We start from the raw sequence: 25,875 nt of genomic DNA, 5'->3' as shown, positions 1-25,875 counted from the left end.
GCGGGATCACGGCTTCGAAAACGGGTGCTTCTGCTGACCTTACGGATCATCAACCAGGGTGTAACGCCCCAGTAACGTGCCAATTCCTAGAGTCTTCCTGAACCAGTAATAGTCGCGCCTCCTTCGCGCAGACGGACACCATGTAGGTGCGTCATGAACTTCGATCCGCAGAAATTCTTTATCGGCCTGATGGACTTCTTTTCGATACTGCTGCCGGGCGCGCTCCTGACCTATTTGGTAGTCGACGAGGTGGGCCTGGTCGTGCTGGGGGACCGGTATGACCGGCTCGCCAGCGCGGAAGCCTGGGCGGCCTTTCTGGTGGCTAGCTATCTCGTGGGCCACCTGGTCTTCCTGCTGGGTTCATGGCTGGACGGGATCTATGACCTGCTTCGCAGCCGGACGCTGAATCGCCAGGTTTCGGATGTTGCCAACAGGGGGCGGTTACTGGGCTGGCCCGCACGGGTCTGTGTTGCGCTGGTGTTCAAGCGTGAGCGCAACCTGGCAGTGGACCGCGTCGTGAAGATCAAGGAACAGGCACTTGGTGCCCTGCAGGCGAAGGACGCCATCAACTCGTTCCAGTGGTGCAAGGCCCTGCTGAATGTCGAAAGCCGGGAGAGCCTGGCCGTGGTGCAGCGCTTCGAGGCTGATTCGAAATTCTTCCGGTGTTTCACGGTGGTGCTGCTCATCCTGCTTGCGGCGTGGCCTTTCCACCAGAAATGGACGCCCGCCGCAATCCCTGTTGTCCTTGGCCTGCTCCTGCTGGCGGTGTGGCGCTACATGGAGCAGCGCTACAAGGCCACCAACCAGGCGTACTGGGCCGTCATCACGCTTGAGGCCAGGAAGGGCAAGATCACCATCAACAAAGCGGTGCCGGCCGCCGGCTCTCCTCTGCTTGCGGGCGGTGTGGTGTCCCGGATGCGGCATGGCGAGGTCGAGTATCTGCTGGTGGAGGCGACAGGGGATCCGGCGCAGTGGGTACTGCCCAAAGGGCACGTCGAGGAGGGCGAGCAGCATCGCGAAACCGCCGTGCGCGAGGTCTTTGAAGAAACCGGCGTGTGGGCAGGCGTCGTCGACTTTCTGGACGATGCCGAGTACGTGGTGGATGGATCCGCGGTCACTACGCGCTACTTCCTCATGCGTGCATTGGGGCGCGGGCTGCGCAAGGACAAGGAACGGCGCGCTGAATGGTTGAGCCCGCAGCAGGCAGCAGCCCGGGCGACTTATCCGGAAACACGCAGGCTGTTGGAAGCCGCGGACCGGCGGCGAGCCACCAGCGACGCCGTTTAGGGTGCGACGGCGTGGGTGGCGGGCCGCGGGGCCCTCACTTTCGCGAGCAGCCAGACCGTCCGCGGGACCGGCCAGAGGACTGCCAAGGCGAGGATCGGCACCAGCGAGACGCCGACGTCGGGAAACTGCCGCACGATGACGAAGAGGTGCGTGTCGAACCGGGCCGGTGCGTAGATGAGGCACAGCCACAGGGCGAACCCGTCGAGGGCGAGGGCGACGGCGGCCCACGCCAGGGGTGCCCAGCGCCGCCGGGGCGCGGGATGCCCCCGGAGCAGGAACCGGAGAGCCAGCCACAGGCTCAGCAGCTCCGCCAGCAGAAGCACAAAAGAGACGGCCCAGCTGTAGCGCTGCAGCCAGTCCTCGAACACTACAGCCGGCACGGGGGAGTGCCCGTGGAGGACTCGCAGGAGGTTGGTGTCGATCGCCTTCAGCCGGGACGGGGCAGCGGTGTCGTTGCCGTTGATGACCAGGGCGACGCCGAGGCCGGACTCGGGAACCATCGCCAGGTAGGTGTGGCTGTTGCCCCATTCACCCTGATGTTCGACGAGCCGCGGCAATGCGCCGTCCGGGACAGAAGGTGCCGCGGGATCGGCGGATTCGAAGAGTGGCCGGGTGAACCAGCCCATGGCGTAGCCCTTGGATCCGTCCACCTGCACGCGCGGTTCGAACATCGCCGACACGCTCTGAGGCTGGAGGATCCGGGCGTCGCCGTACCGTCCGCCGTCGAGCAGCGCTGCCAGCTGATGCCCCAGGTCCTCGGCCGAGGCGTACAAAGTGGACGACGGCATTCCGGCGGTGGGTGCGGGCACGTCGGTCTTGAGCCAGAACGAACCGAGCCACCGCGAGTAACCGTCGGCAGCGTTGTCCGCGCGTGCGGCGGCCCGAGTCGGATGGCTGTGCGCCATCTCCAGCGGCCCGAAGACGTGCTGCTTGAGGTAGTCCCCGAACGGCTGGCCGGAGACCGTCTGGACCAGGACGCCCAGGATGTTGAAGTTGGCGCTCGCGTAGTGGAAGGCCGCGCCCGGTTCGCCGGCCAGCGGGGAGCCCGCGAGGGCCCGGACGGCTTCCTCGAGGGCTTCCGGGCGCTGATCGTCGGAGGCCTCGAAGGCCGTGTCCTTCGAGGACATGCCGCTGGCCTGGTGGAGCAGGTGGCGGACCGTGATCGCGGACGAGCGGCCGTCGTTCAGCGTGAACCAGGGCAGGTAGGTCTGCACCGGCGCATCCAGTTGCAGCTTGCCGGCCTCCACCTCCTGCATTACGGCGATGGCCGTCACGGACTTGCTGGTGGAGGCCAGCAGCACCGGCGTCTGGGCGGTCATCGGCCGCCCGGAGTCGTCGGCCTGCCCGAACGTGGCGGTGTGCACTGTCACGCCGTGTTGAACGACGGCGAGGGCGGCACCCGGGATCCCGACGGCGTCGAGCTGGTCCCGCAGGTAGGAGTCCAGCGTCCTGTAGGCCTGCTCGGGATCCGCGGTTTCCGAGGACAACGGACGAGCCGGCGACGGCGTCGCGGCGCCGAGGATCCCCATGGCCAGCAGGCACAACAGGAGCCAGCGCGAAGACCCCGAAACAGTTCGCATGCCCACACCCGCGTTCGGCTGACCGTTCCTTCACGGTAGGACCTGACCGGGCGGAAAACAATCAGTAAAGGATGCGCTGGTACAGGACGTGGTCCTGCCAGGCGCCGGCGATCCTGAGGTAGCTGGTGGCCAGCCCGATCTCCTCAAACCCTGCGCGTTTCAGGATCTTCTGCGACGCGGCGTTGTGGGTGAGCGTTGCGGCCTGGAGCCGGTGCAGCCCCAGCTCCTGCCGCGAGAAGTCAACCGCAGCGGCGATGGCCGCGGAGCCGATTCCCCGGCCGTTGTACTCCTTGTCCACCCAGTATCCGAGGTGGGCGCTGAGGAACGGTCCGCGGACAATGCCGGTGAGGGTGAGCGCCCCGACAACGCGGTCCCCGTCCAGCAGGACAAGAGGAACTTCGGAGCCTGCTGCGTGCTGGGCCAGTTTGGCGGCAATGACCCTGGCCTGTCCTGCCGTCGTAAAGAACTCGTCCGACCGTTCCGGTTCCCAGGGCGCCAGGTGGTCCCAGTTGAGCAGGTAGGCGTCCTTCATCCGCTCAGCGTCGGACGCGCCCAGGAACCGCAGGTGGACGCCGCCGGTCAGGGGATATGTCTTTCCAGTCACCCGGCGACTATAGCGGGCGGCCTCCAGGATGCGGGTCGAGCGCCCGGCCAGGGGGAGGGCAAGCGGCGGGTAGGATCGGAGGATTGCCGCAGGCCGGCCACAGTTTTGGGGGAAACACCGTGAGAATCATGCCACTGCGCCGCGCGTCCGCCGCGGCCTCAGAGACGCACTTCCAGCACCGTACAAACACGCGTATGCGCACCGCGGCCACCGCGCTGCTTGCCGCCGCCGCGCTCCTGCTGGCGCCCGCCGTCGGCGTTCCGGCGGCCGCCGACGACGGGACGATCAAGGGGACGATCGAGGGGACGATGATCGGCAATGGCGTCCAGCCGCTGGGAATCGCGGAGGGGCCGGACGGCACCCTGTACGTCAGCGATTACGACTGGGCGGGCGGCATCAGCGTCTACCCGCCGGGGGAGACGCTGCCCTCCCGCACCATCAACGCAGGGCGCTTCCCGACGTCGCTGGCGATGACCCCGGATGGAACACTGTACGTGGCTCAGTCCGATGACTCCGGGCAGGCCCAGATCGGCGTGGTGGGTCCCGGCGCGGATAAAGCGGACCTGGCCATCGAGGTGACCTCCGGTCGGCACTGGCTCACGGTGGCGCCGGACGGATCGCTTTACATAGTGAACCCGTCCGAGGGGTCCCTGTCCGTGGTCTTGCCGGGCGACGCCTGGGTCAAGCGCACCATCCAGGCCGGGCCGAATCCCGTGGAGGTGGCCCTGGCGAAGGATGGCACCGCCTACGCCACCAACGAGCTGGAGGGCACCGTCACGGTGGTCCCCGCCGGCGCCCCCGTCCCCTCACACACCATCGACGTCGGCGCGAAGGCCCATCCCCACGGGATTGCGGTCGCTCCCGACGGGACCGTCTACGTGGCAAACATCCTCACCAACGAGGTGGCCGTCATCGAGCCGGGCGGCAGCAGCGTGGCGCGGCGGATCCGGGTGGGCACCGCGCCGCAGGAGGTGGTGGCCGCTCCGGACGGAACCGCGTACGTGACCAACAGCCTGGACGATACGGTCTCGGTCATTCCCGCTGGCGCGTCGGCTGCGTCGGACACGGTTCCCACCGGTGACGATCCCGGCCGGATGCTTGTCCGGGCGGACGGCACCGTGGTGGTGGTGAACCGGGGCGGGAGGTCCCTCACTGTGATTCCGGCAGGACCGACGGGGCCGGTTTCACACGCGCCTGCCGAGGGCTCGGCAGATGCCGCGGCGGCGCCGCAAGCGGCTGCCGCGGATTCCGACGGCGGCACGCCGGGTCCCGGCCTCCCTGCGGTGGCCGCGGGGACGGCTGCGTTGCTGCTGGCCGGCGCCGCCACGCTCGTTGCCGTGCTGCGCAGACGGCGCTTAAGGAACCGGGCCGGCAGCCCGGCGTCGGCCTGGACTTTCGAGTAGTCCGTTCGCGGGGCAACCGGCGTGGAATAAGGGGACAAATGCCCCTCGGCAAAACGGGCCACCGCGCGTACGTTTGCCTCATGCAGAAGATATCGATCGATGCCCTGGCCCGCCAGCAGATCACGGCCGCCGTGGCGGCCCCCAGCGGGAGGGCGGCCGACACCGCCTATGGCGGGCATGAGAAGCAACTGCGCCAGACCGTCATGGCCTTCCGTGCCGGAACGCAGCTCAGCGAACACCAGAACCCCGGCGAAGCCACGGTCTTTGTGCTGAAGGGATCGGTCTGGCTCAAGGCGGGCGGCGAGTCCTGGCAGGGCAAAACGGGGGATCTGCTGATCGTCCCGGAAGGCCTGCACAGCCTGGAAGCCGACGAGGACTCCGCGGTGCTGTTCACGGTGGTCAAGACCGGCCGGTAGCGCCAGAGGCTATCCGAGCACCACTTGATTGATTTCCGCCAGCCGGTGAAGCGCTATCCCTGTTCGCTGCTCTTTGACCAACGGGTGGTCCACCGACGGGTCGAGCTGGATGAACGGAACCAGTCCCGGTTCCCTGTTGTGCACCAGGGCTGGAATCGACATCGTTGACGTCTCATAGGGCAGCTCGTTGCACAGCCACCCGAACATCGGCGCCAGGGACGCACGGGCCGGACTTTCCCAGTGGTGGGCGATCTGTTGCATGTTGTCCTCGCTCAGTGAGACCCACGCTGACCAGGCAAAGACGTCTCCGGGGGCGTCGGTAACAGGGATTTCGATGTGTCCCCTGAGGAAGTAATGCCAATCGCCTTCGATGTTGAGCACGCACATGTCGGCGTTCAGTTCGCCGCCTTCACGTGCCGCGGGAGGGGCCTGCAGCCAGGGATCCGGAGCCTGGGCTCCGAAGACCGTCGCGAGTCCGTCATGTTTTTGTGCGCAGATTCCGCATTTCCACATAGCTCTGCCCTGGCCGTCCATTGGTTCCCCCTAGTTCCAGTGTCACGCCTCGCTTCCCGTAGCCTACCTTCGCCCTGCGGCGAAGCTCAACGCATGAAAAAGCCCGGCAGCAGCGTCCATGACGCTGCTGCCGGGCCGGCATTGGAAGCGGCGGGGCTTAGCCCGTCACCCCATACGCCTTCGGCAGCTTCAGGCCGCGTTCCTCCATGAGGGTGCGCAGGCGGGTGGGGTAGTCGGTGATGATGCCGTCCACGCCCAGGTCCATCAGGCGTTCCATGTCCGCGGTGGTGTTCACGGTCCACGGGATGACGGGCAGGGCCAGGCTGTGGGCTTCGGCGATCATCGCGGGGGTGACGGAGCGGAACGTGGGGGAGACGACGTCGTACCCCTGCGCGGCTGCCGCCTGGGGAAGGGAACCGTCGTAGTCGTCGATGTCGATGCCGCCCAGGTTGGGGCTGGCGCCGGGCTGGCCCACGCCCATCCAGGCGTCGCCGCTGGAGAGCGCCACCAGCGGCAGCTCGGGCGAGATCTCCCGGGTGAGGTTCAGCGAGGACCAGTCGAAGGACTGCAGGGTGGTCCGGTCCGCCATGCCTGAGGCCTGGATTTCGGCCACCACGGCGCGGGTGAGGGACTCCATGCCGGCGCCGCCGATCTGGGTGTCTTCGACCTTGGTCTCCACGTTGAAGCGGACCTTGGCGGCGTTGGTGTCGCGGACCAGCTGGTAGACGTCCGTGAGCTCGGCGATCCGGTTGCCCTCGATGACGTCCTGTTCCGGGTAGCCGGGCAGCTGCACAAAGCCGCAGTCGAGCGTTTTGACCTGCGCGAGGGACAGTTCGGCCACGCGGTCGCCGACGTACGGGAAGTCGGGGTCGCCGGCGGTGGCGGGGGCGGTGTCCGCGCACTTGTTGGCCAGGATCGTGTCGTCGTGCCACACGATGACTTTGCCGTCCGCGGTCAGGTGGGTGTCCAGCTCCAGGGTGCTCACGCCCAGCGCCAGGGAGTTCGCGAACGCGGCCAGGGACTCCTCGGTCCATTCGCCGCGGCCGCCGCGGTGGCTCTGCAGGTCGAAGGAGCCGTTGCGCTCGTTCACCTTGATCGCGGACGTGGCGGTTCCGGCAGCGTTCGACGACGGCGTGCCGGCTTCGGCGTTAGGGCTTGCGACGGCGGGGCTTGCCAAGGCGGCGATCAGGGCGGCGGCTGCCGCTGCAGTCAGGACTGGGCGCATGGGTGGTTTCCTCCTGGGATGACGGGGACCGGCTGATGGCCGGTGACCCGACCACGCTAGGGAGGCCAGGTTGCGCGCCGGGTGCATGGAGTTGGAGGGGAGGTTCACTTGGAGCGGAGATCAACGCTGGGTTGTTCGGCCGGCTGTCCGCCGCCATAGACTCGGAGCATGCCAATCTCGCGCCACGACCGAAGAATCCACACTCAGCCGACCGCCCCCGGGCAGTACGGGGCCCACCTGTGAGCGGCGGTCTCGTCGCCCTGCTGGACGACATCGCAGCACTGGCCCGGATAGCGGCCGCCTCGGTGGACGACGTCGCGGCCGGAGCCGCCAAGGCGGGGGTCAAGGCCGCCGGCGTGGTCATCGACGACGCCGCCGTTACCCCGCAGTACGTGTCCGGCGCGGACCCGTCCCGCGAACTGCCGATGATCAAGAAGATCTTCTGGGGCTCGCTCCGCAATAAGCTGCTGATCATCCTGCCGGCCCTGCTGCTCATCAGCGCCTTCATCCCCTGGGCCATCCCGTTCATCCTCATGGCGGGCGGCACCTACCTCTGCTACGAGGGCGCCGAGAAGGTCTGGCACAAGCTCCGCGGCCACCACACCGCTGAGGAAGATGCGCCCGCGGTTGAACGCGGCCCGGAGGCCGAGGCCAAGGTCATCAAGGGTGCCATCACCACCGACTTCATCCTCTCCTGCGAGATCATGGTCATCTCGATGAACGAGGTGGCCCAGGATTCCTTGGTGTCCCGGGCGATCATCCTGGTGGTCGTGGCACTGGTGATCACGGTGGCCGTCTACGGGGCCGTCGCACTCATCGTCAAGATGGACGACATCGGAATGCACCTGGCCGCCAAGGATTCCGCCGGCTCCCAGCGCATCGGCGAGCTGCTCGTCAAGGGGATGCCCGCCGTGCTGGCCGCGATAACCTTCGTCGGGACAATCGCCATGCTGTGGGTGGGCGGCCACATCATGCTGCAAGGTGCACACGACCTCGGCTGGCACGCACCCTATGACCTGGTTCATGTCCTCGAGCACCCCTTCGCCGGGATCGCTGTGGTGGGCGGCTTCCTGGCCTGGCTCGTGAACACCCTGTGCTCGGCCGTCGTCGGACTCGCCTGGGGCCTCGTCGTCATGGCGATCGTGCATCCGCTGCTCAACGCACTGCCGTTCGGCAAAAAGAAGGGCGGGCACCAGGAAGGCGACATCCGCGCCGAACTTGCCGGCTATCGGCCGACGAAACGCGACGAGGACCGAGCCTCCTAGTCCAATAGGCGACCCTTGTGCCGTGAATCAGACGAAACCGAAGAGCGGCGGGAAGACCACCACCACGATCGCCGCCCAGGCCCCGTAGACCGGCAGGTACCGCGTCTGCCAGCGCTCGAGCTGTGCGAAGGCGCGCCGACCGCGCAGGAATCCGACGGCGAGCCAGGCCGCCCGGGCCAGGTGCACCAGCAGCAGCAGGTTCAGGCCGAGGGCGGCGATCTTGTTGGGGCTGAAACCGAATTCGGCAATGCGGGTCAGCATCGAGGTCAGCATCACGACGTCCACCGCGAGGGCCGCGCCGACAAGCACCAGCTGCAGGGCATCCGCCAGCCTGGGCGGTGTGAGCGGATCGCGGGCTGAAAGCGAGTAGAGCAGCAGGCACAGGACCAGCACCAGGATCGCGTCCATGAGGATCAGCAGGTCCCGGTTGACGTCGGCGAGTCCACCGGCAGCCGCGAAGACACCCAGGAGGGTCAGCAGCATAACGACCGTCAGGGGCGTGAACACCCGGGTGAGGACGGGGGCGATGTTCTCGACGACGTTCTGCTTGGCCTCGACGAGCCAGGCGGCGACGATGAGCGCCCCGGGCATGGCGAACGGCAGGATCCATTCGGTCAGGATGGGCTCCAGGTCGACGCCGACAACCCGCAGGGCCATGAACGTGAGCACCACCAGGACGGCACCGCCGAGCGCCAGGAGCGTGTAGTAGATCGCGAGCTCACCGGTGAACCTAGCGAAGTCCATACGGCGGCGGTCCGAACGCCACCTCCCGCCTGCATACGCCACCCCGGCCAGCAGCCACAGAACGATGGGGGCGTGCAGGATGGCGAGAAGCTCGGTGGAACCGCCCGAGGCGAAGGGATAGACGTTGACAACAACCGCCAGCGCGGCGAAGGGGACGAACAGCATCGCCGCCACCCTCGGAGTGAGCCGGCGGGTCCACACGAAGTAGCCGGCGAGGAACGGGAAGACCAGCAGGCCGAGGTTGCGCGCCAGGGTTGCGCCGCCGTCGAGCCAGGCCAGTCCGGCCTTGACCGCGATGCCGGCCCCGACGGCGAACGCGAGCACCACCGCCAGCTCGCGCCACCGTGGCGCCCCGCCGTCGTCGGAACCCTCCGGGACGAGCACGAGCTGCTTCCAGAGCCGGTCGGAGTGTTCGCGGGCAAATTCGCGCGAGACAGCGTCCAGGTTGCCCAGGCGTTTGATCGCGACGAGGAACGCTTCCTCGTCATCGAGCCCGGTGGCCTGGCGGTCGGCGATCTGCCCGCGCAGGTGGTCCTCCAGCTCGTCGATGTCGGCGGCGGAGATCGCCTGGCGGCGCTGGACGTATCCGCGCCACTGCCCGATCTGGGCCTCCAGTTCCGCGTGCTGCTCCATCATGCCCATCCCGCGGCCGGGGCGGGCGGCTGCTGGGCCGTCTGCCACACTTGGCGCAGTGCCGAGGCGACCACGGACCACTGCTCCTGCCGGTCGGCGAGAGCGTCCCGGCCCGCCGGCGTGATCGCGTAGTGCTTGCGCCGGCGCCCGGCCTCGGAGGTGCCCCACAACGACGACACGTAGCCGAGCCGTTCCAGCCGGTGAAGCAACGGATAGAGCATGCCGTCGGTCCATTGCATGCCCCCGCCCGAGAGCTCGCTCACGCGTTTGAGGATCGCGTAGCCGTAGAGGTCGCCCTCCGTCAGGATCCCCAGCACGAGCGGGGTTGCCGACGCGGCGACCAGGTCCTTATCGATGCGCATGGGCACCTCCTATACCTAGAACTGTAAGGCATTGGAGCATAGCAGTTCTAGGTATGCCAGGCGGCGGTCCGGTTAGTGCGTGCCTGCCCGCTCCTCGATGGGCCGCGGACTCTTCCACACCGACTCGCGCGGGCCCGGCGGGTACGCGGCCGTCTTTCCGCCCCAGGCGATCACGAGTGCTGCGATGACAGGGAGGGCCGCGGCGGCCGGGACCAGCAGCGGGCCGGCCACCACGAGGGCGGCGGAGCCGTAGAGGGCGCCGATGGTGATGCCCATCTGGATGGTCAGGACCGTGAGCCCGTTCGCGGCGTCCTTGTTTTCGCGGCCGGCGCGGAGGATTGCCGACTGGTTGTAGATGCCGATCGCGCCCAGCCCGGCGCCCCACACGCTCATCAGCACCAGCGCGAAGGCAAGGCTGCCGCCCACGAACGGCAACAGCAGCATCGAGACGGCGATTGCCGCCGTCGTAATCAAAAGCGAACGGCGCGGGTGCGAGTCAACGGTGAGTCCGGCGATCCAGATGCCAACCAGGCCGGCGACGCCCAGGACGGTGAGGGAGAGGGTGATGGCGTAGTCGGGCAGGCCGGCGTCGCGGATGTACGGGGCGATGTAGGTGAAGAGCGCGAAGTGGGCCAGGACCAGCAGCGGCCAGGCGATGGCCACGGGCTTCACGCCGGGCTGGGCGATGGCCGCGCGCAGGGAGGGCCGGGCGTCGCCGGCGGCGTGCCGGACGGACGGCAGCAGGAAGAATCCGAGGACGGCGAGGACCAGGCTGAAGCCGGCGAGGGCCAGGAACGACGCCCGCCAGCCGAGGAAGCCGCCCAGGGCGGTGCCGATCGGGGCGCCGATGGCCAGGCCCAGGCTGTTGCCGCTGAAGACGATGGCCAGGGCCTTGCCCACTTTGGCGGCCGGGACCACGCGGGCGACGTACGGGGCCATGGTGGTCCAGAGCAGACCGTGGGCGAGGCCGCCCACCAGCCGCGCGATCATGGCGGCGGTGAAGTCGGGCGCGAGGCCCACCATGGCATTGCTGAGCGCGAACGTCAGCACGAGCGCCACGAGCAGGGGGCGTTTCGGGACTTTGCCGAGCAGCCGTGCGGCGGGCACCACGGTGACCACGATGACGGCGGCGTAGGCGGCGGCGAGGTAGCCGGCCACCGGTTCGGAGACGGTCAGGCCGGTGCTGATCTGGGGGAGCAGTCCGGAGGGGAGCAGTTCGGTGGTGATGGCGGTGAAGGCGATGGTGGCCAGGACCATCATGGCGGCCAGCGGGAAACGCTGGGACGCCGGCGCGGAAGTCGCGGAGGACATGGGGGAGTTGTTCCATTCAAGGAGGAGGGGGCTGGAACCGGGCTCTGCGGGCCGAACAATTCCTCCATAAGTTTACCGGGTGAACGGGGTTGTTACGTGCAGTGTCGCAGCTGCCTTTCCCGCCTTATGGCCCCTTGTGTGTCTGCGGGAAGTGGTCAGACTGGAAGCATCGGGAAAGGAAATTTGGAATGCCCAAAGTGGAAGTCGTGGTAGATTCCCGCCTCCCACCGGCGACAGTACGGGAAGCGCTGTTGAACTTCGGCCCAAGTCGGCCGGATATCTGGCCGGGCATTCACGCGCCACTGTACGAGGTGTACGAAGTGGGGGACACCTACGCGGACATCAAGGAAGGGAACAAAGTTCCCGGCGGCGTGATCTGGGCCAAAGAACACTATGACTGGGCGAACCACGACACGGTGACCTGGACAGTCCGCGAGAGTAATTTCTGCGCACCGGGCAGTTACGTGAGTGCGAGGATCACGCCAAACGGATCGAATGGCTCACGGATTCACGTCACGTGGAACCGGACGCCAACGAGCTTGGTAGGACGGGTTGCAGCGTTCATGGTCGTCGCGACGCGGGGAGCCCCCGTGGCAAGCTCCCTCCGTATGGGTCTGAAGCGCCTGGAAGCAAACGGCGTCGGGTAGTACTTGCACTGCCGGCCCATACTTGAGCGTGCTCTCAGGCCATAAAAATGGAGCCACATTAATTCGGAGACAGGGATTGGTCCGGGGCAGCGTGCGGCGCCCTGTCGGAGGAGTGCATCATGGTCAAATCTGCAGAGAGCGTTGTCATCGCCCGCACAGCCGACGAGGTGTTCCACTATGTTGCGGACCTCCGCAATGAGCCTAAATGGCACGTTGACATTCACTGCACTCTGTCGACATTTTCTGAGTCTTAGGCTGAATACATGTCTAGTCCCGAATAAGGGATACCGTCGGAGCTTCGCTTCCGGGGCTGCAGGCCGCCGCACCAGAAATTCGGCGGCCGCCTGAACTTCGCAGCCTTACACGTGCTGTGCGTTGCCGGACATGACGCCCGCGGTCTGCCGTTCCGGCAACGCAGGGCGCTCTTGGAGAAACTCGCCACTGTCTGGTCTCCCCAGTGTCCGGATCGTCGAACGCGAAGCTCCGCGTCTCGACCGCCGTCTGGCGGCCACGGCAAGCCGTTACCGAGGAAGGTCGGCCAAGGCGGCTCAAGAAACGGGTCCCGTGCCACTGAGTGTCATCGTGCTCTCGCGTACAACGAGTGAGGGCCGCAGCAGCACCTGTTCGGGTTTGCTGTCCGGGCTGTTGAGCAGGTCCAGCAGCAGGCGGACGGTGTGCTTCGCGGCGGTTTCCAGTGGCTGCGCGATGCTTGTCAGCCCGGGCGTGACGACGCGGGCACCGAGGCTGTCGTCGTAGCCGGTGATGCCAACGTCGCGGCCGGGTTCGAGTCCTCGTTCCCGGCACGCGCGCATTGCGCCGATTGCCATGGTGTCGCTTGGACAGATGATCCCTGTCGGCGGTGTCTGCCGGTCGAGTAGTTCCCCGGCTAGCCGGCGCCCGGTCTCGACGTCGTCAGGGCCGCGCACAATCATCCCGCGCGTGGGGAGACCGTGCGAGCCCATGGCGCGCTGCCAGCCGGACTCGCGATCCTCGGCCAGGCCGGCCGATTTCTCCCAGCCGAGGTAGGCGATGCGTCGGTGGCCGAGGTCGACCAGGTGGTTCACCGCCTGCTCGAGACCGGCGGCCCCATCGACATCGACCCACCAGCAATCCGACATGGGCAAGCCCCAGGGCCTTCCGAACACGACGAATGGAATCTGGCGCTCGAGCAGGAAAAGCGGGAGTGGCAGGTCGTCGGACGACGGGCAGGTGATCACGAAGCAGTCGACAGTATTGCGACGGAAGGTCTCCTCTATGATCTGGGTCTCTTCCTCGTAGGTCTCGGCCGCGTATGAGAAGACGCCGTAATCTTCCTTACGCGCGGCCGCCGAGAGTTCATAGAGGTAGCTCGCCATCACACCGCCTACGTCACGATCCGCAGGGTACAGCCGGAAGCCGAGAGCTTGCGGGGAACGGGACCTGAGTGATCGGGCAGCCTGGTTGGGTCGATAGCCCAGTTCGTCGACCGCCTTGAGGACCTTGCGCAAGGTAGCCGGGCTGAGCCTGCCCGGGGAGCTCAGCGCAAAGGAGACTGTCTGCGTCGAGACCCCGACCCGCTCGGCAACCATGGCCATCGTGGGCCGCGATGGCCGGGGCTTGCTCCGACTGCCTTCATCCCGGCCGGAGCCGGCCCCCAAAGATGTTTTAGCGTTAAACTTCATTTTCCTATCTTCCTCCGTACTCTTCGTGACGTCAAAGGAAAGCATCCAAGCGCCCGCCTGGGCCGTGTCGGCCCGAATTCCCTGGCCGCTATAGAGAAGCCATCTTGGAGACCGCCACGAAAAGCCTTGACGAGCGTTGGCCTGCGGCGCTATGTTTCTGTTTATCGCTAAACAATGTTTAACGTTAAACAAGGGTTAAGGCTCGGCTCGTATCGTCGCAGAGGACAACGCAGCTGCCTGCCCGCTACCGGCGACCACCCTAGCGTCGGCCGCACCACGTCTGGCTCCGCATTCGACTCCGCCAGCTTGGCACCTCATTTGTTCTAGGCTTCGAAAGGAACGACTACGATGTCCAATTCCCTCTTTCCCTCAGATATTGGCCGCCGCAATGTCCTCAAGGCCGGCTTGTTCGCCGGTTTGGGCCTGGCCGCGGTTCCCTCCCTGGCAGCCTGCTCCGGCGGTTCCGCCGGTGCTTCCGGCGGAGGGTCCGCCGGCGGCCCCATCAAGTGGGCGGGTTGGGACGGACCGCCATCATCGGAGCGGTTCGTTCAGCTCTCCCAGAATCTGACGACGAAACTGGGGGTGCAGGTCACCTACCAGCAGGTTGTGGGTGACTATCTCTCAAAGCTGCTGTCGCAGCTCTCTGCCGGCGCCGCTCCTGACGCCTTCTACGTCGGCGACATCTATATGTCCAAGCTGATCGAGACCAAGCAGTTGCTCGACCTCACCCCGTACCTGGACAGTGGCAGCGCGGCGGTGAAGCTCGACGACTTCTACGAAGGTCTATACCCATGGTGCAGGCCTGCCGATGGCAGCCCCGGGTTGTTCGGGCTGCCGACAGACTGCAACCCGGCCGTTTTCTGGTTCAACAAGGATCTCCTGGCCGAGGCAGGTGTCACCACCGACCCGGCTACCCACTTCGATGCGGGCACGTGGACCCAGGACACACTCACGGACATGTTGGACAAGATCCGCGCCACCAACAAGAAGGGTCTGTTGGTTGGTTCCGGTTGGTTCGACTGGTTCGGGTGGATGAGCACCTTCGGCGGAACGCTCTTCGACGAGTCCGGGAAGGCCGTATTCGACGACGATGCCAGGTCTCAGGAGGCGTTGGCGTGGCTTTTCGAGCAGCTAAAGTCCGGGAACATCAGCTACTCGGGCTCCCTCCCGCAGGGTCAGAGCGGTGACACACTGTTCTACGCTGGCCAGGTTGCGACCTACAGCTCCGCCCGCTATGTCCTGCCGAACCTCAAAAAGCTCAAATTTGGCTATGACATGGCCCCTTTCCCGTCCCTGTCCGGCAAGGACATCATGCCGGTGCCTATCAACACGGCGGCAATGTCGGTCAATATCAATTCCAAGAATCAGGCCAAGGCACTTGAGTTCCTGGGCAACTTCGTGAGCGCTGAAGGACAGAAGTTCCGCCTTTCCGGCGGCGGCAACGCGGTCCCGTCAATCCGGGGCCTTGACGAGATCGTCACTGAGGACAATCTGCCCTCACACGGCAAACTGTTCAATGACATCGCGGCCAAAGGCTACGCCGTTCCCCGGGCGATCATCAGCAACCCTACGGTGGCCACCGAGCTCCCAAAGATGGTGGACCAGATGTTCAAGGCTGGCAACGAGACACCAAAGTCGTTCAGCGGCAAACTGGTCAAGCTGATCAACGGGGATTCTTAATGGCTGTCCTCACAGCCAGTTCCCGGACCCGGCCACAGCAGGGGTCCGGGAACGCTGGCACCCGCCGGCAGCGGCGCCGAAAGGACACCGTGGCTGGATATCTGTTCCTGACGCCGCAACTGCTGGGGATGGTGGTGTTTATGGTCGGCCCGCTGCTCTTCGCCCTCGTGCTGGCCTTCTACCGCTGGGACGGGTTCGGCACTCGCTCCTTCGTCGGCCTGTCCAACTTCGTCGATGTCCTCTCCGACCCTCGCATCCAGCAATCGGCCGTGAACACGGTCTGGTACACGGTGCTGCAGGTGCCGGGACTGATGATTACCGGCCTGTTCTTCGCCGTGCTGATGCAGCGCGCCGGCAAGCTGACCCCTGTGTACCGGGTGGCCTTCTTTGCCCCGGTCATCACCTCATCGGTCGCGGTCGCAGCGATCTGGCTGTGGCTGTTCAACCCCGACATCAGCCCGGTCAACAGCGCCCTGCGCGACATCGGGCTGCCCGCGCCGAACTGGCTGCAGGACCCCCTGTTCATCATCCCCTCCTTCGCGATCGTCGGGATCTGGCAGGCCCTGGGCTACCAACTGGTGATGTTCATGGCCGGCCTGCAGAGCATCGACCGCTCGTGCCTGGAGGCCGCCGAGATCGACGGCTGCTCGGAATGGCAGAAGCTGCAGCGGATCACCATCCCGCTGCTGTCCCCTACCATCCTGTTCCTATCGATCACCTCGATCCTCGGCTCGTTCCAGGTGTTCGACTACATCTATGTCTTCTTCGGCACCACAGCTCCGGACGCCGCCCGCACCATCGTGTACGAAGTCGTCCAGATCGCCTTCCAGGAGTTCAACTTCGGACAGGCCTCGGCTCTCGCCTTCCTCCTGTTCCTGGCCTTGCTGGCGATCACCGGTCTCCAGCTCACAGCACAAAAGAGATGGGTCCACTACTCCGAATGAGCACCTCCCCAGCCACCACCACACGCCCGCTCACGACCGCCAAAGGCGGTCCCCGCTCCCGTCGTCCCGTCCATCCCAAACTGCTGCTGCACGCGGTCCTGATCATCGGCGCGCTAGCAATGGCGCTGCCGTTCGCCTGGATGCTGTTTTCCGCGTTCAAACCCCTGACGGAAATCTTCACGCCGCCGCCCAAGCTCCTCCCCGAGGAATGGAACCTGGACGGCTTCCGTACCGCACTGGGCGGGGCCGACTTCGTTCGCGGGTTCTGGAACAGCACCTACATCGCCGTGACCGTCACCGTGATCTCCCTGCTCACCTCCGCGATGGCCGCGTACGCGTTCGCGCGGATCGATTTCTGGGGCCGCCGTTGGCTGTTCATGCTCTTCCTCGCGACCATGATGATCCCCGGCCAGCTCACGATCATCCCGCAGTACATCATCATGGGCGGGCTGGGCTGGGTGGACACGCACCTCGCGCTCATCGTGCCGCCCGCGCTCTTCAACGCCTTCGGGGTCTTCCTGCTGCGCCAGTACATCAAAGGCATCCCGGTAGAGCTGGAGGAAGCCGCCGAGATCGACGGCGCCGGCCGGATCCGCACGTTCTTGACCATTACCCTGCCGCTGCTGCGCACCCCGCTGACGGCGCTGGGGATCTTCACCTTCCTTGGCCAGTGGAACAACTTCTTCAACCCGTTGATCTTCCTGAACAGCACCGATAATTTCACGCTGCCGTTGCTGGTCAACCAGTTCAAGGGCCAGTTCACGTCCGATTGGCCCGCCCTGATGGCAGCCACGACCCTGTTGGCGGCACCGATGCTGATCCTGTTCGCGTTCGCGCAACGCCAGATCGTCGAAGGCGTCGCCCTGTCCGGCTCCAAATCCTGAGCCACAGCAGCAGTGCCGAGATACACGCATTGACGCGATTTCAGACTCGCATGGCTACGTAGTTTTTTTGTTCATCACGTACTTAGATATGGCGGCATTGATCGCCAGGAAGAAGGCAGCGCATGAGTGCCGACATCACTTTGATCGATGGGTCCACATTTGCCATAAGCGGTGCAGGGGGAGACATCACCGACAGCTCCGCTGTACGGGGCATGTTTGTGCAGGACGTCCGGGTCCTCTCGCGCTGGCGGCTCACTATCAACGGGAAAGCGCCGGAACGCTTGTCAACCGTTGCCGGCGAGCCGTTCGAAGCGAACTTCATCGCCAAGGCCGCCCCGAAGCCAGGTGCCGAGCCCACGCTTGTCCTCGAGCGGTACCGGACTGTAGGGACCGGCTTGCGGGAGGATTTGAAGGTGCGCAACTATAGCCCACAGCCAGCCGAATTCAGCCTCGAGATGGAGGCCGACGCCGACTTCAGAGGCCGGTTCGACCTCGGCGGCAGGCGAATGGGCGGTGAGGGTGACCGGCCGCCGATCGTGTCCGCGAACGGGGACGAGCTGCGGATTTCGAGGGTCGTCAACGGAACAGCCCATGAGGTGCAAATAGTCGCCGAAGGAGCGAACGCCATCTCCGGGAAGCTGCTGTTCCAAGTGAGCATCCCGGCTGGCGGCACCTGGACGGCATCCGTGCATGTTACCGCGTCCACTCCAGGATCCGGCATGGAACCAGGCGCGCTGGCCGACCGGCACGCGGCCCCCAAGCCCCCCGGCACAGGACTTGCAGCCTGGAGGAGCGCCTATCCGGGCTACACGACCTCTTGGGCCCCGCTCCAGCGGGCGCTCTCGTGCTCCGAGCGGGACTTGGGCGCCTTACGGATTACCGTTCCGGGACGCCCGGAGATGGAAGCAGTCGCAGCCGGGGCACCGTGGTTCATGACTCTGTTCGGGAGGGATTCGCTTCTGACGAGCTTGATGATGCTGCCGTTCAACCAGTCCCTTCCCCTCGGAACGCTCCGGGCTCTCGCCGGCTTCCAGGGCCGCAAATCCGACCCGGTCACCGAAGAGCAACCCGGACGGATCCTGCACGAGATGCGCTCGGCCGGATCGGGCTTTCCGCTTGGGGACGGCCGCATCTATTACGGAACTGTCGATGCGACCCCACTGTTTGTGATGCTGCTCGGCGAACTTGAACGCTGGGGCGCGGACAAGGACGAGATCGACGACCTCCTGCCCAGCGCCGACGCGGCTCTGGAATGGATAGAGCGCTATGGCGACCTTGACGGCGACGGGCTGGTCGAATACGAAGTCCGTCTGGAGCCCGGCCGCCTGGCGCACCTGGCCTGGAAGGACGGCAGTGCGGATGCAATCCATTTCGCCGATGGCACTCCCGCAGAGGGTCCGCTCGCCCTGGCCGAGGTGCAGGGATACGTTTACGCCGCATATCTGGCACGGGCAGAGCTAGCGCGCAGGCGAGGAGACAGCGACACCGCCACGCAATGCGCCGAGAAGGCGAAATCCTTGAAGGAACGGTTCAACGAGCGCTTCTGGCTGGCTGACCGCGGATATTACGCAGTCGCACTGGACGGCCGGAAGCAACCTGTAGACAGCCTGGCATCGAACATGGGTCATTGCCTGTGGACTGGAATCATTGACACGGACAACGCACAGGCCGTGGCCGACCACCTGCTCTCATCAGACATGTTCACCGGGTTCGGCGTTCGGACGATGGCGAAGTCGACGCGCTCCTACAACCCGGCCAGCTACCAGCACGGCGGAGTCTGGCCCCATGACAACGCCCTCATCGCCGCTGGCCTGATGCGGTACGGATTTGTCTCGCACGCCCAGCGCATTGCGGAGGGGCTCATCGATGCTGCAGATTTCTTCTCCGGGCGGCTGCCAGAGCTCTTTTGCGGCTTCGACCGCTCCGAATTTGCTACTCCAGTGGAATTCCCTGCAGGCTGCTCACCGCAGGCATGGGCCGCAGCCGCTCCGCTGCTGATCGTACGCACCCTGCTGCGCCTTGAACCCAACATGCGCGACCAAACGCTGACCATAAGCCCGGTGCTTCCAGATGCCTGCCCGGACCTGGAACTAACCAACATGCCGCTAGGCAGATCGCGCCTGACGGTCAGCGCTCGGAGAGGCACCCCCGTCGCCGTGAACGGGCTGCCGTCCCACATCGAGCTGATCACAGAACCGGCAGCCCCCACAGAACCCTACGCAGTGGCCTCGTCTGCGGCCCGATAACCAGGGACGGACAGAACCTCTACCGGCAGCCGTGCAGGCTCGTACATGCCAACCACGCTTGGACGACCCTGCACGGCAGCAGGTGTTCAGAGCCTCCAACTGATCTCGCCAGCGATGGACTCCGTCGACACCACCTCCGGGCCGTCCACCCTCTACGTCGGACGCACTGCATGCTGACAGGCCCCCTGCCAGCGTGCCGTGCACGGCACTCATTAGCGGCCGAATAGACCGTCGCGCCCGAAGTCGCTGCACATTAGCCTCCCGCTTAGACCGCTTCTCTGAAAGGCAATCCTGTCGCCATGGACACAGCAAGAACTACCGCAGGACTCTTGGCCGACTACAAGGACCCCTCGATCCCCACCGCCGATAGGGTCGAGGGCGTTCTGTCTCGGATGACGTTGGCCGAAAAGGTCGGCCAGATGCTCCAGCTGGACGCGCGCGGGGACATCGAGGACCTCGTTTGCGTCAAACTCGGCGGGTCCCTCCTGCATGCCTCGCCCGAGACCATGCTGAAAACAGCCGACCTCGTCGCCAAAACACGCCTGCAGATCCCGTTGCTGATGGCCGATGACTGCATTCACGGACATTCCTTCTGGCCCGGCGCCACCATCTTCCCCACGCAGCTTGGCATGGCCTGCACGTGGAACCCGGACCTTATCGAACGGGGCGCACACGCAGCGGCCGTGGAGATCGCAGCCACGGGGCTGCACTGGACCTTCTCCCCGGTTCTGTGCATCAGCCGGGACCTGCGCTGGGGCCGCGTGAACGAAACGTTCGGCGAAGACCCGCACCTCATCGGGGAACTTGGCGCCGCGATGATCCGCGGATACCAGGGTGAAGGACTCACAGACCGCTCAGCCGTGCTAGCCACCGCCAAGCATTTTGTCGGATACTCCGAAACCCAGGGCGGCCGGGACGCCAGCGAGGCCGATCTCAGCCGGCGCAAGCTCAGGTCCTGGTTCCTGCCCCCGTTCGAGAAGGCCGTTCAGGCCGGCTGCCGGACGTTCATGCTCGGCTACCAGGCCATCGACGGGATTCCCATCACAGCCAACGGCTGGCTGCTCAACGAAGTGCTCAAAGATGAGTGGGGTTTCACTGGAACCCTGGTCACCGACTGGGACAACGTGGGCCGCATGGTGTGGGAACAAAAGGTGTGCGCCACCGACACGGAAGCAGCCTGCGTCGCGGTCGAGGCCGGCAACGATCTGATCATGAACACTCCGCAGTTCTTGACTGCCGCCCAACAGGCAGTTCAGGACGGGCGGCTCAGCGAAACACTCATCGACGACGCAGTGCGCCGCATCCTGACCCTGAAGTTCGACCTCGGCCTCTTCGAAGACCCCCGGCTCCCCGACCAGGACGCCCAGCAAGCACTCATCGGATGCCAGGCGCACACGGCCATCAACCTGAACATGGCCCGTAAGGCCCTGGTCCTGCTCCGCAACGATGGCACCCTTCCGTTGGCCGGCGGACTCAACGCCGGCTCCGATGGCCGCGCCCAGCACCACGGCGCCAAAACTATCGCGGTCATCGGTCCGAACGCCGATGACCCGCACGCCCAACTCGGCGACTGGGCCGGAGCGTCCGGGCAGGTCGACTGGATGCCGGACGGCCACCCCGGGGAACTCATCACCACCGTGCTGGACGGTTTCCGGGAATTCGCACCCCACACCTGGACGATCACACATTCCCGGGGCGCCGACATCGGCGAAGTCCTCCCGGACCCGGCCGGAACCACTTACCCGGACGGCCAGCCGCGGCCACCGCTGTTCCAAAGCGCGTCCGTCAACGGAGCGATGCAGCTCGACGCGATTGAGGCCGCCAACGAGGCTGACTTCATTGTTGCCGTGGTCGGTGACACCGTGGCCCTTGCCGGTGAAATGAAGTCAACAGCAACCCTGGACCTGCAGGGAGGCCAGAACGCCCTGCTTGAGGCACTGATCGCCACCGGAAAACCCGTTGTTGTGGTCCTGATCCAGTCCAAGCCATCAACACTGCCCGACGCCGTCCTGAACGGGGCTGCCGCCATCATTGAAGCCTTCAACCCAGGGATGCAGGGCGGCCGGGCGATCGCCGAACTCGTCCTCGGGCTTATCGAACCCAGCGGTCGGCTGCCTGTCACGTTTGCCCGCCACGCCGGACAGCTGCCGGTCTACTACAACCAGCTGCGCGGGCAGCACGGCAAGCGCTACGCCGACTTAACTCAGGATCCCCTCTTCGCCTTCGGTGAAGGCCTCAGCTACACCACCATCGAATATTCGGACCTGCGGCTCGAATCCGATCGAATCACGTCCGACGGCACGATCAAAGCCCAAGTCACGCTCACCAATACAGGGAATCGCACCGCAACTGAAACAGTTCAGGCCTACATCAGAGACAACGTCACCAGTGTCACCTGGGCAGAACAGGAACTCAAAGCATTCGCCCAGGCGACCATTGCACCAGGGGAATCCACCGACGTCGACATCTCGATCCCGGCCACCGAATGCTCACTGGTCAACGCCAGCGGCCAGCGGGTCGTAGAACCAGGAGCGTTCGACCTGCTCGTCGGCCACAGTTCACGCGACACTGACCTGCTTCGCGCCCCTTTCACCCTCACCCAATGACGCCACACGCCACCCATGGCCGATCGCAGTCCTGTCGAGGGCCGCGCGCTGGACACTTGTTAGCCGCGAGAGTCACAAGGAGTGGCCATCTGGAGATGAGACGTGTGGACCCCGCAGGAACTTGAACCATCGTGACCGGCACTCAAGCGGAGAAAGGTCGATCCCGTACCAGGCAGTGGTCTATCAAATGGACAGAACGTCCTCGCTGCAGGCACCTGTCAGGAGAAGATGTGCATCCACTTCGAGAAACAGACATAACCGTTCAAACGGAGATAGCGCCCACAGGGACTCCCCAGGATCTGTGCCCCAAACCCACGTGAATTTACCCCCACTCGGACCTCTCACCGCGCTCGACAATCCCAGCATATTGACTGCCCGTAGCCCGAGGAATAGCGTCTGCTTTAGCGGGGTCATCCACCCCGTTTCCACGGGATATGGGGCCGGATCTGGGCCGCTCCTGCACGGCGATGGAGCCAGGTGAGGACGATTCTGTGTGGACGCCAGCTGACGGCTTTGAGTGCACCCGGCGCGATGAACAGCCGATGGGATAGGAATCCAGGAAAGGAATGACCATGCCGAAATATATGTTTGAAGCAACCTATGTGGGTGACGGAGTCAAGGGGCTCATGCAGGAAGGCGGCACCAAGCGCCGTGAGGCCCTGACGGAGGCCCTCAAATCTGTAGGCGGCTCGCTGGAGAGCTTCTACTACGCGTTTGGCTACTACGACGTCCTTGGCGTTTTTGAGGTGCCGGACGATGCGAGCGCTGCAGCACTGTCGCTGCTGATCAATTCGACGGGGAACGTCAACGTCCGGCTGAAGCCGCTCCTGACGGTCGAAGACCTCGACGAGGCCGCCAAGAAGACGCCGACCTACCGGGCCCCGGGACAGTAAGCCCCGGGTCAGTAAGGGAGCCTGGCACCATGGCCAGCGGCCGGCGTCGTGAAGTACGACGCCGGCCGCTGGCTGTGCGCGGGCGGTGACCTTCGGGTCCTCCCGGCAGCGGGCCCGGCTCAGACCAGCTGAAGGCTGTCCGCCACCACCCGGCCGCGGTGGATCACGGTGCGGCCCGGCAGCCGGTCCATCACGGCGGCCGTCACGGTGCCTCCCTCCACCAGGACCAGCTCGGCCGGGTCACCCACGTCCACACCGGGCCGGTCCGCGACGGAGGCGAGCCGGTTCGCCGCCGGGTCGATGACGCTGGAACCGCCCACGGTGGCCACAGCCACGCAATGCTCAATCAGCTCATCGGCCCGGAACTTGCTGGTGAACGCCAGCTGCCACGTGCGGTCCAGCATGTCCGCATTCCCGTACGGGGACCAGTAGTCGCGCTGGCCGTCCTGGCCCAAGCCGACACGGATCCCGGCGGCAGCCAGCTGCTGCAGCGGAAGCGGGGCGCCGGCCGGTGCGATCGTGGCCATGGACACGTCCAGGGAGCCCATCTCCTCGATCAGCTCCTGGAGCTGGCCGGCGGGCAAGTCCGCGAGCCCGTAGCCGTGCGAGATGGTCACCAGCCCCTGCATGCCCAGCGCCTTGGTCCGCTCCAGGATGAGTTGGGCGCTGAACAGCCCCAGCTGGCTGGGTTCGTGCAGGTGGATGTCCACCGGGAGGCTGTACTTTTCGGCGAGGCCAAACACGATGTCCAGGTGCCGGACGGGGTCGCGGTCCAGGGCACAGGGGTCGATCCCGCCCACCACGTCGGCCCCCAGCTTGAGGGCCTCCTCCAGCACGTCGGCGCTGCCCGCCTCCCGGAGCAGGCCGGCCTGCGGAAACGCGATCACGGCGACGTCGGCCCGGTCCCGGTGCGCCTCACGGGCCGCAAGGACGCCCTCGAACCGCTCCAGCCCGGCGTCGACGTCCACCTGCGCGTAACTGCGCACCCGGGTGGTGCCGCGCTCGATCATGGCCCCCAGCGTGAGGGTGGCCCGCTCGGCCACGGAGGCTTCCGCGCCGCGCCAGTTCTGCCGATCGTTGAGCATCATGTTCCACACGCCCGGCGCGCCGGTGTGCGGGCGGAACGGCAGCCCCAGCAGGGTGGAGTCGAGGTGGACGTGGACGTCGGAGAACGACGGCAGCAGGATCCGGCCGCGACCCTCCACCACCTGCGCGCCGGCAGCAGAGCCGGCGGGGCCGCCTGCCGGAGCAGCCCCCTCCGGCGTGACGGGCCCGACGGCGGCGATCACCCCGCCGTCGAGCGTTACGTCAGCGGCGTCCCCGCCCCAGGGGCGGACGTTGCGGAGAACCAGGGTCATTTCTTCAGTCCTGTCGTGGAGAAGTCGTAGAGGCCGTCGGCGCGCTGGGTCCAGTCCAGTTTCGTGTCCACGGCGAAGTTGTTGGCCGGAACGTACAGCGGGATGTAGTAGCCCTGGTCGTTGCTGAGGCCCAGGAGCTCTTCAAAAACGGACAGCCGGTCCTGGCCCTCAACACCGCGCTGCTTGACGGCAAGTTCGGCGGTGCGCGGGTCCTGGGCGTAGTTGTTGTTGCCGGCCTTCTCGTAGAAGTCGGTCAGCGGCAGATCGCCGTCCACGGTGGACGGTGCCCAGGTGTTCAAGTAGATGCCTTTCATCTGCCGGTTGCGGACTTTCAGTGTATGGCTGGCCTGGTCAGCGCCCACCAGGTTGACCTTGATCCCGGCGGTGGTGAGGTAGCCCTGGATGGCCTGGGCCACCTCGCCGCTCAGCGGGATCCGGCCGTCGAGGGCGTACTCAAGGTCGATGCTTTCGCCGTTGTACCCGGCTTCAGCCAGCAGCTTCTTCGCCTCGTCAGGGTTGTAGCCGCCGTCGGACAGTCCGCTGACGAAGCCCTCAACAGCAGGGGCGAGCATCTGCGTGGCCGGTTCGCCGAGGCCTGAGAGCACCGTGTCCACGATGGCCTTCTTGTTGATGGCCATTCCAATGGCCCGGCGGATTTTGGCGTCGGCCAGGACACCGGCTGTGGAGTTGACGCCGAGGAACACCACGCCGTTGGACAGCTCGGACTGGACGGTCGCCGCGCCGGACCCCTTGACCGGCCCCACCTGGGCGGGGCTGATCTGAGCCACGTCCAGCGAACCGGAGAGGACGCCGTTGACCCGGGACTCGTCCGAGGCCACCGGCACCAGGCTGACCGCGTCCAGCTTGGCGGGCTCGCCCCAGTACGAGTCGTTGCGCACCAGGTCGTAGGCCACGCCGCGCTGGATCTTCTCGAACTTGAACGGGCCGGACCCCACCGGCGCTGCCGCGAAGGCCTCCGGACCCATCGCGGCGTAGGCCTCGTCCGGGACGATCGAGATCAGCGACGTGTTGCGGGGGAAAGCGGAGAACGGGGCTTTCATGGTGAAGCGGACGGTGAGCTCGTCGACCTTTTCCACCGAGGCCAGCGAGCTGAGGTAGCCGAAGTTTTCCGAGGTGGGGTCCTGGAGGATGCGGGTGAAGGAGAACACCACGTCATCGGCGGTGAGCGGTTCGGCGTTGGTGAAGGTGACGCCTTGGCGGAGCGTGAAGTCCCAGGTGGTCAGGTCCGCGTTGGGCGTCCATTTGGTGGCGAGCTTGGGTTCCAGCGAGCCGTCCGCGGTGATCTTCGTGAGCTGGTCGAAGGTGTTGAAGAAGACGGAGAGGACCACCAGGCTGCCGGTCTTGACCGGGTCCATGGAGGTGGGGTCCGTGGGCAGGGCAGCAACGATCCTGCCGCCAGTGCCGGCTTCGGCGGAGGAGTTGGAGCTGGATTCGAAGCCGCCGGCGCAGCCGGTGAGCATCAGCGCGGAGGCGAGGCCCACGGAGAGGGCCGGCAGAGCGCGGCGGAACGGTGAGCGGGCAGGGGACATCGGCATGGGTTCTCCTGGAAGGTGTGGTTGGCCGGTGCGGCCGGGGGCGGGAGGGATGAGTGG

General features: G+C 65.8%; 21 protein-coding genes. 11 read left to right on the top strand and 10 right to left on the bottom strand.

Annotated elements, in window-relative coordinates:
• Positions 1–153 precede the first annotated feature (153 nt).
• Complete coding sequence (locus ABV518_RS21695; protein WP_367771513.1) at positions 154–1,287, top strand: NUDIX hydrolase; 1,134 nt, start codon at positions 154–156, stop codon at positions 1,285–1,287.
• On the opposite strand, the gene ABV518_RS21690 is transcribed toward ABV518_RS21695, so the two are convergent.
• Together ABV518_RS21690 and ABV518_RS21685 are read right to left on the bottom strand one after the other, a co-directional pair.
• Positions 1,284–2,867, bottom strand: coding sequence for a serine hydrolase domain-containing protein (locus tag ABV518_RS21690; RefSeq protein WP_367771510.1), 1,584 nt, complete (start codon positions 2,865–2,867; stop codon positions 1,284–1,286). The genes ABV518_RS21695 and ABV518_RS21690 overlap by 4 nt on opposite strands.
• Before the next feature lie 61 nt (positions 2,868–2,928).
• Positions 2,929–3,471 (bottom strand): GNAT family N-acetyltransferase, encoded by a 543-nt coding sequence (locus tag ABV518_RS21685; RefSeq protein ID WP_367771507.1) that lies wholly within the window; start codon positions 3,469–3,471, stop codon positions 2,929–2,931.
• 128 nt (positions 3,472–3,599) lie between these two features.
• On the opposite strand from ABV518_RS21685, the gene ABV518_RS21680 reads away from it, so the two are divergent.
• Positions 3,600–4,874 carry a YncE family protein gene (locus ABV518_RS21680; protein WP_367771585.1) on the top strand — a complete coding sequence of 425 codons (1,275 nt, stop codon included), beginning with the start codon at positions 3,600–3,602 and terminating at the stop codon, positions 4,872–4,874.
• 80 nt (positions 4,875–4,954) lie between these two features.
• Positions 4,955–5,290: a cupin domain-containing protein gene (locus ABV518_RS21675; protein WP_367771504.1), complete on the top strand. Its 336-nt coding sequence runs from the start codon at positions 4,955–4,957 to the stop codon at positions 5,288–5,290.
• Between the two features lie 9 nt (positions 5,291–5,299).
• Here ABV518_RS21675 and ABV518_RS21670 read toward each other — a convergent pair whose 3' ends face one another.
• Both ABV518_RS21670 and ABV518_RS21665 read right to left on the bottom strand, forming a co-directional pair.
• A complete protein-coding gene (locus ABV518_RS21670) occupies positions 5,300–5,803 on the bottom strand; it encodes a DUF2199 domain-containing protein (RefSeq protein ID WP_367771501.1) in 504 nt (167 codons plus the stop codon).
• 157 nt (positions 5,804–5,960) lie between these two features.
• Entirely contained in the window at positions 5,961–7,028 is a 1,068-nt protein-coding gene (locus tag ABV518_RS21665; RefSeq protein WP_367771498.1) for a glycerophosphodiester phosphodiesterase family protein, read from the bottom strand.
• A 239-nt stretch (positions 7,029–7,267) separates the two neighbouring features.
• Between ABV518_RS21665 and ABV518_RS21660 the strand changes: the two genes are divergently transcribed.
• Complete coding sequence (locus tag ABV518_RS21660; protein WP_367771495.1) at positions 7,268–8,293, top strand: DUF808 domain-containing protein; 1,026 nt, start codon at positions 7,268–7,270, stop codon at positions 8,291–8,293.
• 27 nt (positions 8,294–8,320) lie between these two features.
• Here ABV518_RS21660 and ABV518_RS21655 read toward each other — a convergent pair whose 3' ends face one another.
• The 3 genes from ABV518_RS21655 to ABV518_RS21645 form a co-directional block, all read right to left on the bottom strand.
• Positions 8,321–9,673, bottom strand: coding sequence for a permease prefix domain 1-containing protein (locus ABV518_RS21655; protein WP_367771492.1), 1,353 nt, complete (start codon positions 9,671–9,673; stop codon positions 8,321–8,323).
• Entirely contained in the window at positions 9,670–10,032 is a 363-nt protein-coding gene (locus tag ABV518_RS21650) for a PadR family transcriptional regulator (protein WP_141139692.1), read from the bottom strand. The genes ABV518_RS21655 and ABV518_RS21650 overlap by 4 nt, the downstream gene beginning before the upstream one ends.
• Before the next feature lie 72 nt (positions 10,033–10,104).
• Positions 10,105–11,343 carry an MFS transporter gene (locus ABV518_RS21645; RefSeq protein ID WP_367771490.1) on the bottom strand — a complete coding sequence of 413 codons (1,239 nt, stop codon included), beginning with the start codon at positions 11,341–11,343 and terminating at the stop codon, positions 10,105–10,107.
• A gap of 188 nt (positions 11,344–11,531) precedes the next feature.
• Here ABV518_RS21645 and ABV518_RS21640 point away from each other — a divergent pair, with 188 nt between their 5' ends.
• A complete protein-coding gene (locus ABV518_RS21640) occupies positions 11,532–11,990 on the top strand; it encodes a hypothetical protein (protein ID WP_367771487.1) in 459 nt (152 codons plus the stop codon).
• Positions 11,991–12,538: 548 nt separating this feature from the next.
• Here ABV518_RS21640 and ABV518_RS21635 read toward each other — a convergent pair.
• Complete coding sequence (locus ABV518_RS21635; RefSeq protein ID WP_367771484.1) at positions 12,539–13,651, bottom strand: LacI family DNA-binding transcriptional regulator; 1,113 nt, start codon at positions 13,649–13,651, stop codon at positions 12,539–12,541.
• Between the two features lie 348 nt (positions 13,652–13,999).
• Here ABV518_RS21635 and ABV518_RS21630 point away from each other — a divergent pair, with 348 nt between their 5' ends.
• From ABV518_RS21630 to ABV518_RS21605, 6 genes are all read left to right on the top strand, one after another.
• Positions 14,000–15,331 (top strand): ABC transporter substrate-binding protein, encoded by a 1,332-nt coding sequence (locus ABV518_RS21630; RefSeq protein ID WP_367771481.1) that lies wholly within the window; start codon positions 14,000–14,002, stop codon positions 15,329–15,331.
• An 89-nt stretch (positions 15,332–15,420) separates the two neighbouring features.
• The gene (locus ABV518_RS21625; protein ID WP_367771478.1) at positions 15,421–16,275 is read left to right on the top strand and encodes a carbohydrate ABC transporter permease; all 855 of its coding nucleotides are present in this window, start codon (positions 15,421–15,423) and stop codon (positions 16,273–16,275) included.
• On the top strand, positions 16,272–17,159 hold the full coding sequence (locus ABV518_RS21620) for a carbohydrate ABC transporter permease (RefSeq protein WP_367771475.1): 888 nt from the start codon (positions 16,272–16,274) through the stop codon (positions 17,157–17,159). Before ABV518_RS21625 ends, ABV518_RS21620 begins: the two co-directional genes overlap by 4 nt.
• A gap of 122 nt (positions 17,160–17,281) precedes the next feature.
• A complete protein-coding gene (locus ABV518_RS21615; protein ID WP_367771472.1) occupies positions 17,282–19,405 on the top strand; it encodes a glycogen debranching N-terminal domain-containing protein in 2,124 nt (707 codons plus the stop codon).
• Positions 19,406–19,704: 299 nt separating this feature from the next.
• On the top strand, positions 19,705–22,011 hold the full coding sequence (locus tag ABV518_RS21610; RefSeq protein WP_367771469.1) for a glycoside hydrolase family 3 N-terminal domain-containing protein: 2,307 nt from the start codon (positions 19,705–19,707) through the stop codon (positions 22,009–22,011).
• Positions 22,012–22,583: 572 nt separating this feature from the next.
• A complete protein-coding gene (locus ABV518_RS21605) occupies positions 22,584–22,904 on the top strand; it encodes a GYD domain-containing protein (protein ID WP_367771466.1) in 321 nt (106 codons plus the stop codon).
• A 119-nt stretch (positions 22,905–23,023) separates the two neighbouring features.
• Here the strand turns inward: ABV518_RS21605 and ABV518_RS21600 are convergent, their stop codons facing one another.
• Together ABV518_RS21600 and ABV518_RS21595 are read right to left on the bottom strand one after the other, a co-directional pair.
• Positions 23,024–24,262, bottom strand: coding sequence for an amidohydrolase family protein (locus ABV518_RS21600; RefSeq protein WP_367771463.1), 1,239 nt, complete (start codon positions 24,260–24,262; stop codon positions 23,024–23,026).
• Positions 24,259–25,818, bottom strand: a complete 1,560-nt coding sequence (locus ABV518_RS21595) for an ABC transporter substrate-binding protein (RefSeq protein ID WP_367771460.1) — start codon at positions 25,816–25,818, stop codon at positions 24,259–24,261. Before ABV518_RS21595 ends, ABV518_RS21600 begins: the two co-directional genes overlap by 4 nt.
• Positions 25,819–25,875: the final 57 nt, after the last annotated feature.

This window comes from Arthrobacter sp. HS15c (assembly GCF_040812005.1).
Classification (GTDB): domain Bacteria; phylum Actinomycetota; class Actinomycetes; order Actinomycetales; family Micrococcaceae; genus Arthrobacter.
The sequence above is the reverse complement of the archived record's forward strand: the minus strand, read 5'-3'. Positions and strand labels throughout refer to the sequence as shown.